Annotated in this window: 14 protein-coding genes; 4 read left to right on the forward strand and 10 right to left on the reverse strand. The window is 45.6% G+C overall.

Annotated elements, in window-relative coordinates; translation table 11 throughout:
- Nucleotides 1-68: 68 nt before the first annotated feature.
- The 4 genes from cmoB to AR383_RS04355 all read left to right on the forward strand — a co-directional run bounded on the left by cmoB (nt 69) and on the right by AR383_RS04355 (nt 4,315).
- Nucleotides 69-1,043, forward strand: coding sequence for a tRNA 5-methoxyuridine(34)/uridine 5-oxyacetic acid(34) synthase CmoB (gene cmoB, locus AR383_RS04340; protein WP_055734953.1), 975 nt, complete (start codon nt 69-71; stop codon nt 1,041-1,043).
- Nucleotides 1,044-1,116: 73 nt separating this feature from the next.
- Nucleotides 1,117-1,830 (forward strand): ATP-dependent zinc protease family protein, encoded by a 714-nt coding sequence (locus AR383_RS04345; RefSeq protein ID WP_055732023.1) that lies wholly within the window; start codon nt 1,117-1,119, stop codon nt 1,828-1,830.
- A gap of 5 nt (nt 1,831-1,835) precedes the next feature.
- A complete protein-coding gene (locus AR383_RS04350) occupies nt 1,836-3,359 on the forward strand; it encodes an inactive transglutaminase family protein (protein WP_055732024.1) in 1,524 nt (507 codons plus the stop codon).
- Nucleotides 3,359-4,315 (forward strand): alpha-L-glutamate ligase-like protein, encoded by a 957-nt coding sequence (locus tag AR383_RS04355; protein ID WP_055732025.1) that lies wholly within the window; start codon nt 3,359-3,361, stop codon nt 4,313-4,315. The genes AR383_RS04350 and AR383_RS04355 overlap by 1 nt, the downstream gene beginning before the upstream one ends.
- 47 nt (nt 4,316-4,362) lie before the next feature.
- Here the strand turns inward: AR383_RS04355 and purF are convergent, their stop codons facing one another.
- The 10 genes from purF to fabB form a co-directional block, all read right to left on the reverse strand.
- Nucleotides 4,363-5,886 (reverse strand): amidophosphoribosyltransferase, encoded by a 1,524-nt coding sequence (gene purF, locus AR383_RS04360; RefSeq protein ID WP_055732026.1) that lies wholly within the window; start codon nt 5,884-5,886, stop codon nt 4,363-4,365.
- 15 nt (nt 5,887-5,901) lie between these two features.
- Complete coding sequence (locus AR383_RS04365; protein WP_055732027.1) at nt 5,902-6,393, reverse strand: CvpA family protein; 492 nt, start codon at nt 6,391-6,393, stop codon at nt 5,902-5,904.
- A 78-nt stretch (nt 6,394-6,471) separates the two neighbouring features.
- Nucleotides 6,472-7,002, reverse strand: coding sequence for an SPOR domain-containing protein (locus tag AR383_RS04370; protein WP_055732028.1), 531 nt, complete (start codon nt 7,000-7,002; stop codon nt 6,472-6,474).
- A gap of 3 nt (nt 7,003-7,005) precedes the next feature.
- Nucleotides 7,006-8,277: a bifunctional tetrahydrofolate synthase/dihydrofolate synthase gene (gene folC, locus AR383_RS04375; protein ID WP_055732029.1), complete on the reverse strand. Its 1,272-nt coding sequence runs from the start codon at nt 8,275-8,277 to the stop codon at nt 7,006-7,008.
- Nucleotide 8,278: 1 nt separating this feature from the next.
- Nucleotides 8,279-9,205: an acetyl-CoA carboxylase, carboxyltransferase subunit beta gene (gene accD / locus AR383_RS04380; protein ID WP_055732030.1), complete on the reverse strand. Its 927-nt coding sequence runs from the start codon at nt 9,203-9,205 to the stop codon at nt 8,279-8,281.
- Between the two features lie 134 nt (nt 9,206-9,339).
- The gene (gene truA, locus AR383_RS04385) at nt 9,340-10,128 is read right to left on the reverse strand and encodes a tRNA pseudouridine(38-40) synthase TruA (RefSeq protein ID WP_055732031.1); all 789 of its coding nucleotides are present in this window, start codon (nt 10,126-10,128) and stop codon (nt 9,340-9,342) included.
- A 142-nt stretch (nt 10,129-10,270) separates the two neighbouring features.
- Nucleotides 10,271-12,532 carry a FimV/HubP family polar landmark protein gene (locus tag AR383_RS04390; protein WP_055732032.1) on the reverse strand — a complete coding sequence of 754 codons (2,262 nt, stop codon included), beginning with the start codon at nt 12,530-12,532 and terminating at the stop codon, nt 10,271-10,273.
- A gap of 183 nt (nt 12,533-12,715) precedes the next feature.
- A complete protein-coding gene (locus AR383_RS04395; RefSeq protein ID WP_055732033.1) occupies nt 12,716-13,720 on the reverse strand; it encodes an Asd/ArgC dimerization domain-containing protein in 1,005 nt (334 codons plus the stop codon).
- Nucleotides 13,720-14,844: a 4-phosphoerythronate dehydrogenase gene (locus AR383_RS04400; protein WP_055732034.1), complete on the reverse strand. Its 1,125-nt coding sequence runs from the start codon at nt 14,842-14,844 to the stop codon at nt 13,720-13,722. The genes AR383_RS04395 and AR383_RS04400 overlap by 1 nt, the downstream gene beginning before the upstream one ends.
- Nucleotides 14,845-14,952: 108 nt before the next feature.
- Nucleotides 14,953-16,170 (reverse strand): beta-ketoacyl-ACP synthase I, encoded by a 1,218-nt coding sequence (fabB, locus tag AR383_RS04405; protein ID WP_055732035.1) that lies wholly within the window; start codon nt 16,168-16,170, stop codon nt 14,953-14,955.
- Nucleotides 16,171-16,268 lie beyond the last annotated feature (98 nt).

Consider the following 16,268-nt stretch of genomic DNA (forward strand, 5'->3'; position numbering starts at 1 on the left):
CGAAGCTAAAGCTTGCTACAATTGCTCACACTTTCTCTAGCCACAATCATTACATTAGCAAAGCACCGATGATAGATTTTTCTGATTTTTACCAAATTATTGCCAAAAACCGTTTAAAACACTGGCTTTACACCCTACCTGCACAACTCGGTGATTGGCAAAAGGAGCATGCTCATGGTGACTTTCCTCGTTGGCAACGAGTGCTTAATAAATTTCCCCAGCTCACCACTGAACACATCGAGCTTACTGAGCATGTCAGCATAGGTAAAGCGGAGGAGCTTAGCGAAGGCGAACGCAAGAAAATTGAAAACTTATTACGCCATTTCCACCCATGGCGTAAGGGCCCATTTGATATTTACGGTATCCACATTGACACCGAATGGCGCTCTGACTGGAAATGGGAACGCCTGCGCCAGCATATTTCTCCCTTACAGCATCGCTACGTGTTAGATGTGGGCTGCGGCAGCGGTTATCACATGTGGCGAATGTTAGGAGATGGGGCAGAATTTGTGGTGGGGATCGATCCTTCCACCTTATTTTTGATGCAATTTGAAGCTATTCGCAATTTCGCTAATCAAGATCAAAGGGTTCACCTGCTGCCTTTAGGTATTCAAGAGCTACCAAAACTACGCGCTTTTGATACGGTATTTTCTATGGGCGTGCTATATCACCGCCGCTCTCCCATGGACCATCTGATCCAATTGAAAGAGCAACTACAAACTGGTGGAGAGCTAGTTTTAGAAACCTTAGTCGTAGATGGTGATGAAAATCAGGTATTAGTACCGGCGGGCCGTTACGGCAAAATGCCCAATGTCTGGTTCTTGCCGAGTACAGCCGCCTTAAAACGCTGGTTAGAGAAAGTCGGCTTTGTTGATGTACGTATAGTCGACGTTGACACCACCACCGTTGACGAACAACGCAGTACTTCATGGATGACCCATGAATCATTAAGTGACTACCTCGATCCTAAGAACAATTCACTTACTGTTGAAGGCTTACCTGCACCGAAACGTGCTGTTTTAATTGCAATTAATCCAGACTAACGAGTTTCGTTACGCTATGCTAATAACAATTGTTAATGTCTACCGATTTATCTTTGTTAAATGGAAATGAACTATGAAACTGCTTCCTATAATTTCATTGTCCCTGCTGCTGAGCGCTTGTGCTTCACAACAATATGAGCAACAACACCAGCAAACCTTAGGGCAGTTGGATCAACTCTCTAGCCAACAAAGTGCGCTGCTTGAGCAGTGTCAAGCCATCTCTGAACAACTCGAGTCTCAGCAACAGCACTTTGAACAATTAGATGAAAAAATCGATGGCATTGTTATCCCCAGCACCAACCCACAAAAGCCCACTGTAAAAACCTGTACTAGTCAAACTAGCTACAAACTAGGTAATAAAACAGTCTTAGGTGAAGCTGAATGGGTTAGCTTGGAACGTCAGACCAACGCTTTCCAAGCAAGAATTGACACCGGAGCCTCGACCTCATCGCTAAACGCGACTGATATTGTTCAGTTCGAGCGCGATGGAAAAAACTGGGTACGCTTCAATATGCGCCATGACACCCTAGACAAAGATATTTTGGTAGAGCGCCCTGTGATTCGAAGCGCAGAAGTGATTCAATCCTCGACTAACCAAGTGGATAAACGCCCAGTGGTATCAATGCTGGTTAAATTGGGGCCAATCACTGAAAAAACCGAGTTTACCCTTACCGACCGTAAGCATTTGAGCTATCCAGTATTGTTAGGCCGTAGCTTTTTAAAAGACATCAGTGTAGTTGATGTCAGCAAGAAGTTTACTCAAGCGAAGCCCACCTTTAAGGATTAAACCCCATGAGTTCTCGCAATACGTTCTATTTAATTGTCAGCCTTTGTATGCTCATCGGTATCAGTATGACCTTGTATCGTCATATTCAATTTGAAGTACCATGGCAACCGGGTGAGAAACGCCAGATTTGGTCTATTGAAGCCAAAGTTGAATTTGACGCCAGTGGCGACAGCGTAGAAGCGGTTCTAGCGCTACCGCAAACACAACAGGGTTTCACTCGTATTCATGAGTCCACCGCCTCACTAGCCTACGGCCTTTCTTTTGTTAATGACCAGGACAACCCCCGAGCCATCTGGACCAAGCGCAGCGCCCAAGGGCATCAGGAAATGTATTATAAGGTCGACTTTCTCGTAGACCCTAAAGCGACTGACATCTACCAGCCGCAAATGCCCACTACGCCGTTTACTGAATACCCAGAGCCCTACTTTACTGCGGCTAACCATCTAGTAAAACAAGCAGAAGAAGTCTCAGCCGATGCCTATAGTTTTACTCGAGAATTGATAAAGGCGCTTACCGATGAAGCGGCTAAGAGTAACCAAAATACCGGCCTCATATTAAATTACAAACCGAAAAACCAACTCATCGTAGACTTATTAAACAATGCGCACGTGCCAGCCCGTATTGTAAAAGGCTTAGAGTTAGAAGATGGCCGACGCAGACAAAGCATTACCGAATATATTCAAGTATTTAAAGACGAAAACGATTGGCAAATTTTCGATTTAGCCAGCGCTTCTCAAGGACGTCCAGCAAATACCTTGTTATGGGAATATAACGGCAATAGTCTGCTAGAAGTGGTTGGTGGCAGAGATTCTCAAGTCACCTTCTCGATGCTGTCGGTAGAACAAAGCGCCCAATCTGCGGTAGCCCCCAAAATTAGCGAAGCGGACTTCTTAAACTTCTCTATTGATAGTCTTCCTCTAGAAGAACAAGCGCTATTTAAAGGTATTTTGCTGATACCGATTGGCGTGCTGATTGTGGTATTACTGCGGGTATTAGTGGGCCTAAAAACCTCCGGTACCTTTATGCCAGTATTGATTGCCGTGGCCTTCATGCAAACCTCGCTGATGACCGGCTTAATTGGCTTCTTATTGGTGGTGGGTACTGGTTTAATCATTCGAGGTTACCTGTCCCACTTAAACTTGTTGCTGGTCTCGCGAATATCGGCGGTGATCATCACGGTAATCGGCATCATTTCCATCTTCAGCGTGATTAGTTTTAAGGTGGGTCTAACCGAAGGCCTTAAAATAACTTTCTTCCCTATGATTATCTTGTCTTGGACCATTGAGCGCATGTCAGTATTGTGGGAAGAGGAAGGCGCTAAGGAAGTGGTATTGCAAGGCGGCGGTAGCTTGTTGGTCGCAGTATTGGCTTTCTTAGCCATGAATAATGAATATGTACGCCACCTCACCTTCAACTTCATGGGTATCCAATTTATCGTATTGGGTATTATTTTGATCCTAGGTAACTACACCGGCTATCGCTTGTTAGAGCTACGTCGTTTTCAACCGCTCGCGGATAGGGAGGACTGATGCTAGGTCAATTCAGCAGTCCTTTTAAGCTTGCGCGTAAGGGTATTATGGGCATGAATCAGCGGAATACCTGCTATATCAGCCGTTACAACCCGCGTAAGCTCTACCCTTTAGTTGATAACAAACTAAAAACCAAGATCATCGCCCAGCGCGACGAAGTCACCATTCCAGCGTTAATTGGCGTGGTACGAACTCAGCACGACATTCAATCCATCATTCCTTTGCTACATAAACACTCTGGCTTTGTGATTAAACCCGCTAAAGGCTCTGGTGGTAAAGGGATCTTGGTTATTACCAAACAACAAGCTGGATTATTTTTTAAACCCAGCGGTGCCCAGGCCTCCGAAGAAGACATTAAACGCCATTGCTCTAATATTTTAGCGGGTCTATTTTCTCTAGGTGGAAGCCCTGATGTGGCGGTTATCGAGGCACTCATCGAATTTGATTCTTGCTTCGATGGTTTTAGTTTTGAAGGCGTACCCGATGTTCGAGTGATCGTCTTTCAAGGTTATCCAGTAATGGCGATGATGCGCCTTTCTACGGCCGCCTCTGATGGTAAAGCGAACTTACACCAAGGTGCGGTAGGCGTTGGCATCGACATTGGCACGGGTAAAGCCTTACATGCGGTGCAATTTGATAGACCGATTGACGTACACCCCGACACCGACCGCCCTCTTAGAGAATTAGAAGTGCCGCATTGGCAACGTTTATTAGAGCTGGCCTCAAACTGCTATGAGATGTCGGGCATGGGCTACTTAGGCACTGATATGGTGTTGGATAAATCAAATGGCCCGATGTTACTGGAGCTTAACGCTCGACCTGGGTTAGCTATTCAAATAGCCAATGGAGAAGGCATTCTGCCGCGTCTAAAGCTGGTTGAGAAAATGATTGCTCAGGGGCAAAAACTTAACCCACTAGAGCGAGTAGAATTTAGCAAAAAAGAGTTTGCTCGTTAAAACTAAAAAAGCACCCGAGGGTGCTTTTTTGTTGCTTGATAAGCGGCTTAGTTATCTTCGTTATGTAACTCTAAGCTAGCCACCTCTTCATGAGCCTGTAGCGCTTTGGCGTCATTGTTACGCAACTGATCAAGGTAATTTAAGTAATCTTGGTCAATATCGCTGGTGACATACTTTCCGTTAAATACTGAAGTTTCAAAAGATTGGATCTCTGGATTGCTTTCACGACAAGCTTCGATTAAATCTTCCAAATCTTGGAAGATTAGACCATCAGCCCCAATCAATTCACAGATTTCATCCACTTCACGACCATGAGCCACCAATTCGTTGGCTGAAGGCATATCGATACCGTATACATTAGGGAAGCGGATCTCAGGTGAGGCAGAGGCGAAATATACTTTTTTCGCGCCGGCTTCTCTAGCCATCTCAATAATCTGCTCAGAGGTAGTTCCTCGAACAATAGAGTCATCCACTAACAATACATTTTTACCTTTAAACTCTACATCAATGGCATTTAGCTTACGACGCACAGATTTACGACGCTGGGTTTGACCCGGCATGATAAAGGTACGGCCAATGTAACGGTTTTTCACGAAGCCTTGACGGTAAGGAAGGTTTAGATGCATGGCGATTTGTAAGGCCGTATCACAAGAAGTCTCAGGGATAGGAATCACCACATCAATGTCGAGATCTTCCCACTCTCTGGCAATTTTTTCGCCGAGTTTAGTGCCCATATTAACCCGAGCACCATAGACTGAAATCTTGTCAATAATCGAATCTGGACGAGCAAAATAAACATACTCAAAAATACAAGGATGATGAGCAGGATTCTCCGCACATTGTTGAGTGAATAGCTGACCATTTAAGGTAACGTAAATCGCTTCTCCAGGCGCTACCGCTCGAACAAATTCAAAACCAACCGCATCTAAGGCGACACTTTCAGACGCTACCATGTATTCCATTTTATCTGGATCTTGGTCACTCACCTTTTTGCCCAATACCAAGGGACGAATACCGTTAGGGTCGCGAAAAGCCACCATGCCTTGGCCAATGATCAAAGCGGTAACAGCGTAAGCGCCACGTACTTTTTTGTGTACTTCACGCACCGCGGTAAACACTTGCTTCTCACATAGTTCATCTTCAACGATGTTATCAAGCTCATGAGCTAATACGTTTAATAACACTTCTGAATCAGAGGTAGTATTAATGTGACGGCGTGCTCTTTGAGCCATTTCCTCACGCAGCTCTTTGGCATTAGTTAAATTACCATTGTGTGCTAAAGCTAGCCCAAACGGAGAGTTAACATAGAAAGGTTGCGCTTCTGCGGCACTAGAACTACCAGCGGTAGGATAGCGCACATGGCCGATCCCTAAGTTTCCGCGTAAACGCTGCATGTGTTTGACTTCAAACACATCTCTTACCAATCCATTGGCTTTGCGCTGTTTAAACATCCCTTCGGTAATCGTTACGATACCAGCTGCATCTTGACCACGATGCTGTAATACCGTTAGCGCATCATAGATTGCTTGGTTAACCGGGCTAGCACCGACAATGCCGACAATACCACACATGAAGCTTTTTCCTTTTTAAGATTGGTAATTATGTAAGAAACTTGACGAATCTTTTAAGAACTCAAAAAACCACTGAACTATCACAGTGAATTCGGGGATCAATAACGAGCCCTTCCACCATGTTGACTCGGGAAACCCGGTAAACGACAGTACGAATAACAAAGCACTGACCACCAGGGCCCCTCTGATTGCACCAAAGCATATTCCCAGTACCCTATCGGTACCGGTCAGTCCGGTAGAGTTTACCAGATGGCTAAATAGATAATTGACTAAGGCCCCTAGAACCAAGGTGGCCACAAATAGCAAGACAATGGCTAAACCACTGCGATAATAGGGGTTATCAATTAAGGTGAAATAACTAGAGAGGTCATGATAGAACTGGGAGGCAATGAAAAATGCCGCGATCCAAGAAACCAGTGACAAAGCTTCTTTAACGAAGCCTCGAACCAAGCTGATTAGTGCCGACAATACTATTACGCCGATAATGACGTAGTCTACCCAAGCCATAAATTTTTCTACTTGTTGAAAAACGCTGCGAATTCTACCAGAAACAAATATAAATTGCGTCTAAGTATTTTTCCCTTATTACTTAAATAGTGGGTCAAAGGGCCTTACTGCACCACTTAACCCAGTTAATTCCTTTAACTTTTGCTGTTTCTGCTCTAAAGCTTTCTTAGACACATTTGGCCCAACAAATACCCTATTCAGCTCGCCTTCCACTGGCGGCTCAGGGTAAGAGTGTGCTTGAAAACCCTCTGCCCGCAGTTTTTCGACTAAACGCGTGACATTTTGCGAATTTTTAAACGTTCCCAATTGGACTATATAAGCCGGCTTTTCAAATTGGGTTTCCGCCGAGTCTTGATGAGCAAGCGCGGTCGTTTCAGTTACGCCGCTATTTTCAGCCTCAGCACTGCTAGGCTGAGCCGCTGCTGCAGAATCACTAGGTAAGTCAATGAGCAATGGCGGCAAAGAGTCTAATTTAGGCGCAAAAGGAATGGCATTAAACTCTTCCTCTACTCGAGTTTTCTTGCCGTCTAGAATATCGGGAATGAAAATCACCCCCAGCGCCACTAAAAAGATGGTTCCCACTAGGCGATTTTTAAACTGTGCAGTCAATGTTCACTCTCGGCTAAGGCTTGCTGGGGACAATTCTAATGTCTCCGCTACCGTAAAAAAAGAACCAAATACAATTAACATAGTTTGATTATCTAAACTGTTAAATGCAGCAGCGTAAGCCTGTTTTACCGAAGCATGACGTTGAACATTTTGCTGATGCTGAAGGCACTCTGCCAACGCACTGCCATCATCACCTCGAGGATGATTTAGCCCACTGATGTGCCAATAACTTATTTTGTCCATCAACGGCGCTAAACTAGCGCTAACGTCTTTATCGCTCAACATGGCACACACAGCCACAATTTTTCGCCCTTTGGCTATGACCGGCAGTTGACTAGCCAAATAACTCGCCGATTGAGGGTTATGTGCTACATCCAACACAACCAAGGGTTCGTTGCATAAGGTTTGTAAGCGGCCAGCTAATTGCCAATTAGCGATCACCCGAGCTACTACCTCTGGGCTAGGACTAAGCTCAAGCTGTTCAACTATCGCTAGCACCGTAGCGGCATTGGCTCGTGGCAATTTAGGATAAGGCAAGTGTTGATAAGCAAGCTTAGGTCCTTGGTAGCTCCAACCAGCGTCGGTATCTTCTATGGTATATTGATGCCCTGCTGCCAATTGCTGACACTGCAACTGTTTAGCGCATTGCAATACACTTTCAACAATGTTGTCATCACCAATTACCACTTTACCGCCAGCTCGAAAAATACCCGCTTTCTCGCGACCAATTTGTTGTAGGTCGCTGCCCAACCAATCAACATGATCCAAAGCAACCGTAGTCACCACGCTCACATCGGGCTCAACAATATTAGTTGCGTCTAAACGCCCACCCAAGCCGACTTCCAAGATCACATAATCTAGCTCTTGCTGAGAGAACATCCAAATAGCGGCTAAAGTGCCAAACTCAAAGTAACTTAAACTGGTGTCGCAGCGAAGTTGCTCAATGGCTGCAAAGGACTCACAAAATGCGTGCTCATCGGGCAATTGTCCGTTGATTCTTACCCGTTCGCGGTAATCGACTATATGCGGTGAGCTATACACGCCAACACGGTAGCCTTCGGCCAGCAATAGTTGTTCTAACAATGCACAAGTTGAGCCCTTACCATTAGTCCCTGCAACAGTGATCACTTTAGCCACTAAGTGAGTTAACTTAGCCTGAGTGGCGACTTTTGCAACCCGCTCTAAACCTAGGTCAATTGCACTATGATGTTGATTTTCTAAATAAGAAAGCCAGTCTGCGAGAGACCGGCTTTGATTATTGAAGGTAGCTGACATGCTATTGTTTTTCGTTTGGTGCCTGCTGAGAGGCATCTTCTGCATCGACTGTCTCAACGAGCACTTCAGCTTCACTGGTTACAATACCCATCATCTTCGATACCATTCCAGCAATACGCTCGCGCATTTGTCGACGGTCGATGATAATATCGATAGCACCCTTCTCTAGCAAAAACTCACTGCGTTGAAAGCCTTCGGGTAGCTTCTCACGCACCGTTTGTTCGATAACGCGAGGGCCAGCAAAACCAATAAGCGCTTTAGGCTCTGCAATATTAATATCCCCAAGCATAGCGAAACTGGCCGATACACCACCCATGGTTGGGTCAGTGAGCACCGAGAAATAAGGTAGGCCTTTTTCGCGCATTTTAGCTAAAGCAGCAGAAGTTTTAGCCATTTGCATTAACGAGAACAAAGCCTCTTGCATCCGCGCACCGCCACTGGCAGAGAAGCAAATCAAGGCACGGTTTTCGGCCAAACATTTATCGACGGCTGCCACAAAGCGCGCGCCCACAACCGAGCCCATAGAACCGCCCATATAAGCAAACTCAAAAGCACAAGCTACCACGGGCAGGCCTTTAAGCTCGCCTTTCATTACCACCAAAGCATCCTTTTCGCCGGTGGCTCGTTGCGCACTAGCAATGCGATCTTTGTACTTTTTACTATCTTTAAAACGTAACTTATCACGAGGCTCCAACTCTGCTGCAAGCTCTTCACGACCGTCTTTATCAAGAAAAGCCTCTAAGCGTTGGCGAGCACCAATACGCATGTGGTGATCACACTTAGGGCACACGTTATGGTTACGTTCTACCTCGGCACGGTACAAAGTTTGTTCGCAGGAAGCACACTTTGTCCATACACCTTCTGGAATGTTGCGACGTTTACCAGAAGCACTTTTACTTTTTGGAAGAATTTTCTCTAACCAACTCATTGGAAACCTTACTTCTCAATAGGTGCTATCAGCACCGTAATAACAGAATGCATTGAATGGCGGCAATTAAACCACAATTAGCCAAAATATTTTACATAAAACTGGTCTAACCCTTCATTATCGTACAGTTTTTTTTAACTTGCTGGCAAAAACAAAGGGCCTATTGGTAATTTTGGTAAAGCAAATTCTGCTGGGTAATCCACTTGGACTAAATATAAGCCAGATGCTTTCGCTGTTGCGGCAGCCTTGGCTCTGTCTTTCAAAGCTAACAGCTCGGCAATCCATTCAACAGGTCGCTCTTGCTGCCCTACTTTTAACAAGCTACCGACAATATTACGCACCATGTGATGAACAAAGGCATTAGCTTTAATATCCACCACAACATAGTCGTTATAGCGGGAAACTCGCAAGTGCTCGACTCGGCGATAAGGACTGCGGCTTTGGCACTGCACAGCACGAAACGAGGTGAAGTCTTGTTCGCCTAGCAGCGCTTGGCCTGCTTGCTCCATCAGTTCAACGTCAAGCGCTTGATGGTAAAAGCTCAAACCTTGACTCAGAATAGCCGGACGATAGCGACTGTTATAAATAACATAGCGATAACGCCTAGCCGTCGCACTGAAGCGGGCATGAAAATCATCGCTGACTGGCTGAGCCCAACGCACCGCAATTTGCTTTGGCAAGTTAGCATTGACTCCCAAGGTCCAAGCGGCCATTTTGCGCTCTACTGGGGAGTCAAAATGCACCACTTGGCCAGTAGCATGAACCCCAGCATCGGTTCTGCCCGCACACTGCAACTCAATTGGGCTATTGGCCACAATCGATAAACTCGCTTCTAATTCCTGTTGAATAGAGCGCACTTCCCGCTGCCGCTGCCAGCCAAAATAACCAGCGCCATCATATTCAATGCCAAGAGCAATACGCATAAATTACCAATCATTAAAATTTGGGCGGCTATAATAAGAAAATGCCATGCCAATGTCACCGCCCTTTCTCAATTAGCCTAGCGAATTGATCAAAAAAGGCAGTGAACCTTCACTGCCTTTGTCATTAGATAGCGCAAGTTAACTAGCTGCTAAAACGCGCCATCAACTGCTCTGCTTCTTTCTTTAAGCTAGCGTCATCGCTGTCGAGCACTTCCTGAAGAATTTTTTTAGCGCCATCTTGGTCATCTATCTCTAAATAAGCTCTAGCTAAATCTAACTTTGAGGCCAATTCTGCATCTACATCAACATCAATGGCTTCATCGTCTGGCAATACCTCGGGGAAAGTATCAAGGTCAACATCTAAGCTTGGGCTGTCGTAAGGGTCTAACTCATCGCCAGTTTCTTCATCGGCTTCATTTAGCAGCTTATCTATATCGACAAACTCTCGCTCTTCTATATCGCTACGCGAAGGTAAATCTTCTTGCTCGGTGCTAGCGTCTTCTTTGAAAGCATCTTCACCAAAGCTGGCAAACATGTTGTCAATATCGTCATCACTAATTTGCTCTGTAGATTCATCCAATGCTTCGCTCAATGGATCTGACTCAAGCTCCACGTCGGCTAAATCTGCTTCTTCGTTTGCTAAGTCTGCATCATCAGCTTGCTCTGCCGCTTCATCCAAACCTTCCAATGCTTCGGTTTCAGCGTCAAGATCGATGGTGGGGTCGGCCAAGTCCAAGTCCGACAAATCTACTAGCTCATCTTCTAAATCAATTGAGCTATCATCGGCCTGAGCCTCTTTTTCAACCGCAGGGAAATCAACAACACTATCATCTTCAAGCGACTCTAAACTTGATTCAGACTGCTCAGTCTCAGTAGCGGCTTCGCTGGCAGTACTGACAGTCTCTTCATCGATATCTTCAGATAAATCGATATTAGCGAAGTCGTCAGTTTGTTGCTGGCTGGCTTCGGCCAACTCAGCTTCCATCTCTTGCTGTTGTTTTAACGCCTCTTCAAACGACAACTCATCGGCATCTTCAGGTTCATCGTCCGAAATATTAAAGATATCTTCTTCTATATCGTCCATAGCCAGTGCAGCGGCCAAATCATCGGCACTAATGACTGCATCAGGATCTTCAGCAACTGGCTGTTCTTCTTGCTCAGGAGAGGGTACTAAATCGTCGCTATCAAAGGCATCTAGCGCCGCCATTTCACTCTCGTCTAAGGCGATTTCATCTGAAATTTCGTCTTCAGCCGCGGCCGCAAACTCTTCAAAGCTGGCTTCTTCAATCTCCGGCTCTAAGTCATCATCACTATCATCGATGTGCTCTGCCTCGATAGGGCTATCTTCAACGCTTAAGTCTGGTTCGTCCTCTTCAAACTGCGCGTTTAAATCCTCGCTTTGCCCTTCTTCAGCATCTAGGTTATCGCTAAATAAACTAGAAAATTCATCGTTGTCTTCATCCATCAAGCTTAAGGTGGACTCAGCCATTTCCTTATCTTGCTGCTCGAGCTCGCGTTTCGCTTTGCGGCGTAAAAGCAAAGTAATAATTAAGGCAATAAGCAAAATGGGAATAAAAATAATCAACGCCAAATTTAGCGGAGAAGATAAGATGTCGCTTAGGCCCCCCGACTGAGCCGCTTGGCTTTCCTCAACTTGAGGTTTTTCGAGCAATTGTAAGATTTGCGTCTGATTACGGCGGTTAACATTGAGCTCTTCGCGAATACTACTTAATTCGTCACTGAGTTCCTGTATGCGCATTTTCATTCGATGATTCACTTCAGCAAGGCCTACCATTTGCTGACTGGATTCATCCATTTGTTGTTTCAGCACATCAAACTCTTGACGCTTAAGCTGCTCTAACTCATCGATACGCGTTTCTAGACGGTCTCGCAAACTATCAAGATCTTGCTGCGTTTTTTCCAACGCGGCGGCATCAACGCTAGGACGTGTTTGAACGGGCACTGGTTTAACTTCAGGCGCCTGCGTGACAGTGGTAACCGTAGTTTTGGTTTCGGTCTTAGCTGGCGCTTTAGGGGCAAGCGCATTCACCGCATCTTGATGACTCACCGCAAGAGCTTCTTCAGCGCTAGGCAGGGTTAACAAGCTACCGTTTACCATGGAGTTGATGTTGCCGTTATTAAAGGCTTGGGGGTTTTTCTTTAAAATAGCGAACATCATTTGATAAACGCTAATAGAAGGCGCGGGACGGTTTAAGCTGGCAATGGCCCACAGCGTATCGTTGCTGCGAACAGGTCCATAAATTTGTTGCTCTGGCTCGCCTACTACTTCATCAGGCCCGACTAACTCCACATAAAAAGTGCCGCTTTCTTGTGCGACAACTGGATGAGTCGTGGTAAATGCTAAAACTGCCGATAAAGCAACGAGGGAAATCTTCCGCCCCATAGTTTGTCCTTGTGTTCTTGCTAAAAGACTGAAAAATATCAATCCGTTGTTATTTCTCTAATATAACTAGCTAACAATCAGCGATCTAGGAAAACAAGCAACAGTTTACGTCTAGATCGCATTTTACTGCGCATTTTCTCAACTACAGTTATCGGCGCTAAGTCAGTAATCTAAACCCATTTTTTAAATATACTGTTTCACTAGTATTTCAGCGAGCTGCAGCGCATTACTTAACTGGCCAGTGAGCGGGTTATTGGCCATTAGATTTAAATTAACGCCCTTATCGCTGTATGGGTTCTGGCGCAAACGACTAATCACAATAGATTGATTATTTGCGATATTGTTCACCGGCGTAACGATTTCGCCTTCCACTAAATCAAAAGCCGAATGCTCAGATAACCACTCTCTAATGCTGAGTAAGTCTAAAGAATAGGTGGCGTAGAGGTGAATAGATAGGCTATCCCCATAAAACACAGGTACATGCTGTGCGCTTACGTTTACCATCAGCTCTGGTGAGCGTAATAGCGCTCGGCATTGTTCACTAAGTTGTTGTTCGAAATCGCTACTGCTGCCCTCTTCCGCTTGCTCGGGTAATAGATTAAACGCGAGTTGCTGAGAAAAAACCGCAGGTTCAACCGGCAAACCATTTAACAAACGCGCAGTTTGTCCAGCTAGCTCATCCACTCCGGCTTTACCCTTGTTGGCAGCACTCAACATGGCGTTAACTTCAACCCGCTCTAGCTCTACATCTTGTTGAATAATATGTAGAAGCAGCGCCAATTGTCCGGCCAAACTGCTAGCACAAGTTAGCCAGCGCTCACTAATAAGTTCACCAATTTGTTCAGGGTTAACTGCGGCATGTAAGTAGCTTAGCGCTTGTGGTTTAGCGCCAACAACATCAATAATCACCGTAGAAAGTTGACAAGCCTGTTCGGCGATATCTAAGGCGGCTTCTTCGCTGCTAAGCAACCAAGCCACACTGACTTCTGACCAATTCACTAACTGTGGGTCTGCAAACTCGACAGCCTGCCCTTGCCATTTCAAGGTGCTTTCTTCATCATCTTGCTGCTCTATAGCGACGGCAAATAGCTGCGCGACAGGGAACTGATTTTTCTCAAGCAATTCAATTAACTGTTGGCTTTGTTCGTTATCTGCGCCAATGATTGCGACATTATGAAACTGTTGCATTATTTATTCTCTTGATGGTTAAAGCCAAGCGCACTTAAAGCAACTTGGTCATGTTGACTAACAAGCTGCAGCGAAGAAAACTCACGCCGCTGCGGATAATTTTTTCTTAAGCGATCAAAGCCCTGGGGCTGTAGGCCAAAGCGGCGAAAACGCCGATCATCGGCAAAGATGTCATAAATAAACTGAGTCAATTTAGTTAACTTAGCTTGGTTTAAGCGACCATTAAGGCTTAGTTGCTGGAACTCCGGCTGATTAAGCAAGCTATCACTGTTATCTTGATAGTCTAAATTCAAGGCCTGACACATAGCTTGATAAACCATGCTAGTACCTCGCATCTTTCCCTCTAAGCTATAGCCAGCAATGTGCGGAGTGGCAATAAAGGCATGGTCTACCAGCTCCTTTAACACTACGGGTTCGCCTTCCCATACGTCTAAGATAAGCAGCGGGCTTAGCCCCTTCTCTGCTTGTTTAAGCAAGGCCTGGTTATCAATCACATCACCACGGCAAGCATTGATGAGTATTTGGCTAGGTTTAAGTTGCTGAAGCTGCTCCTGTGCAAACATGTGGTAAGTAGGGAATTCACCACTTTTGGTAGAAGGCACATGTAAACTAATCACATCGGCACTTAATACCTGTGCAAAGCTCACTGATTGTTCACATAAACCTTGCTGCTTAAGCGGTGGGTCGTACAGCAGCACTTGCATGCCTAAAGCCTTTGCCCGCTTAGCCAACTGTGAGCCGGTATTCCCCGCCCCCACAATCGCAATACTTTTCCCCTGCAGGCTTTGTTGACGTTCGTTTGCCGCAGCCAATAGAGCCGTCGTTACATACTCTCCTACTGCAATAGCGTTGCAACCCGGCGCACTGGCAAAGTTAATACCCAGCTCCTTAAGCAAGACTTGGTCTACATGATCGGTACCAATAGTGGCAGTACCAACAAATTTAAGTTGCTTAGCCTCACTAAGTAACTGAGCATTAACGGGGGTCACAGAGCGCACCAACAAGGCATCGGCATCACGTAAGTGTGCGCTCTGCATGGTTCGGCCATCTAGCGCCACTACTTCGCCATGTTGACTTAGGATCTGCTGAGCAAACGGTATGTTTTCATCTACAACTATTTTCATCAATGACAGCTTCGCTTGGCAAAATTTTGAGGGCGGCAATCTTACCACGCAGATCCTCGCCAATAAAAAAAAGCTGCCCTAAGGCAGCTTTTTTCAGATTAAATAAACTTAATCTTGGTAGCGTTCAATAATTAAAGTGGCGTTCGTACCACCAAAACCAAAGCTATTTGACATTACTCGGTTTAACTTAGCCTCTTGCGCTTGGTTAGCCACAATGTTTAAGCCCTTGGCTTGCTCATCTAGGGTATTAATGTTGATGCTAGGTGCAACAAAATCATTTTCCATCATTAGCAATGAATAGATCGCTTCGTGCACACCAGCCGCACCTAAGGCATGACCGGTCATCGCTTTAGTCGCACTGATTAAAGGGCTATTGCCAGCAAATACTTCTTGAATGGCGCCGAGCTCTTTTACATCACCAACCGGAGTAGAAGTGCCGTGGGTATTCACATAATCCACACCACCGTCTAAGCCCTGCATCGCTTGACGCATACAACGCACCGCACCTTCACCGGAAGGAGCCACCATGTCGTAACCATCAGAGGTCGCACCATAACCTACAATTTCACCGTAGATTTTAGCGCCGCGAGCCAGTGCGTGTTCGAGCTCTTCCACCACAACCATGCCGCCGCCACCAGAGATAACAAAACCATCGCGGTCAGCATCATAGGTACGAGAAGCCAACTCTGGCGTATCGTTGTATTTGGTTGACAAGGCGCCCATGGCGTCAAATTCCATTGCCAAGGTCCAATGTAACTCTTCACCGCCACCAGCAAACACAACATCTTGTTTGCCAAGTTGAATTAATTCTAGGGCATGGCCAATACAGTGCGCACTGGTAGCGCAAGCACTGCTAATTGAATAGTTAACGCCCTTAATTTTGAATGGTGTAGCCAAACAAGCAGAAGTAGTACTAGACATGGTGCGAGGCACCATATAAGGGCCAACGCGACGAACCCCTTTTTCACGCAGAATATCTGCCGCTTCAACCTGATTTTTAGACGATGCGCCACCAGAACCAACCACTAATCCAGTACGCTCGTTAGATACCACGTCATCGCTCAATTGAGCATCAGCAATAGCTTGCTGCATGGATAAGTAAGAATAAGCCGCAGCATCCCCCATGAAGCGCATGGTTTTGCGATCTACATGTTCAGCGGGGTTTATTTTAAGATTACCCCATACTTGGCTACGCAGATTAAACTCAGCAAACTCAGGAGAATGAGTGATTCCCGACTTACCTGCTTTTAGGGATGCTAATACTTCTTCTTTATTGTTACCGATACTAGATATAATGCCTAGCCCGGTGATAACTGCTCTTTTCATCAGATGGTCTCACGGGTTGTATTTGCTGCTATGTTACCTATTTTGCAGCCGAATCTGGTCGGATGAGGGTACACGTGTACGCTTAAATTTTCTAGTAA

Origin of the sequence: Agarivorans gilvus, assembly GCF_001420915.1 — a bacterium.
GTDB lineage: Bacteria > Pseudomonadota > Gammaproteobacteria > Enterobacterales > Celerinatantimonadaceae > Agarivorans > Agarivorans gilvus.

Excerpts from the sequence above, each read along its gene's own strand:
- accD (WP_055732030.1), bottom strand. The coding sequence starts at position 9,205 with ATGAGTTGGTTAGAGAAAATTCTTCCAAAAAGTAAAAGTGCTTCTGGT.
- AR383_RS04350 (WP_055732024.1), top strand. The coding sequence starts at position 1,836 with ATGAGTTCTCGCAATACGTTCTATTTAATTGTCAGCCTTTGTATGCTC.
- AR383_RS04400 (WP_055732034.1), bottom strand. The coding sequence starts at position 14,844 with ATGAAAATAGTTGTAGATGAAAACATACCGTTTGCTCAGCAGATCCTA.
- AR383_RS04395 (WP_055732033.1), bottom strand. The coding sequence starts at position 13,720 with ATGCAACAGTTTCATAATGTCGCAATCATTGGCGCAGATAACGAACAA.
- purF (WP_055732026.1), bottom strand. The coding sequence starts at position 5,886 with ATGTGTGGTATTGTCGGCATTGTCGGTGCTAGCCCGGTTAACCAAGCA.
- AR383_RS04355 (WP_055732025.1), top strand. The coding sequence starts at position 3,359 with ATGCTAGGTCAATTCAGCAGTCCTTTTAAGCTTGCGCGTAAGGGTATT.
- AR383_RS04365 (WP_055732027.1), bottom strand. The coding sequence starts at position 6,393 with ATGGCTTGGGTAGACTACGTCATTATCGGCGTAATAGTATTGTCGGCA.
- AR383_RS04390 (WP_055732032.1), bottom strand. The coding sequence starts at position 12,532 with ATGGGGCGGAAGATTTCCCTCGTTGCTTTATCGGCAGTTTTAGCATTT.
- fabB (WP_055732035.1), bottom strand. The coding sequence starts at position 16,170 with ATGAAAAGAGCAGTTATCACCGGGCTAGGCATTATATCTAGTATCGGT.
- AR383_RS04345 (WP_055732023.1), top strand. The coding sequence starts at position 1,117 with ATGAAACTGCTTCCTATAATTTCATTGTCCCTGCTGCTGAGCGCTTGT.
- folC (WP_055732029.1), bottom strand. The coding sequence starts at position 8,277 with ATGTCAGCTACCTTCAATAATCAAAGCCGGTCTCTCGCAGACTGGCTT.
- truA (WP_055732031.1), bottom strand. The coding sequence starts at position 10,128 with ATGCGTATTGCTCTTGGCATTGAATATGATGGCGCTGGTTATTTTGGC.
- cmoB (WP_055734953.1), top strand. The coding sequence starts at position 69 with ATGATAGATTTTTCTGATTTTTACCAAATTATTGCCAAAAACCGTTTA.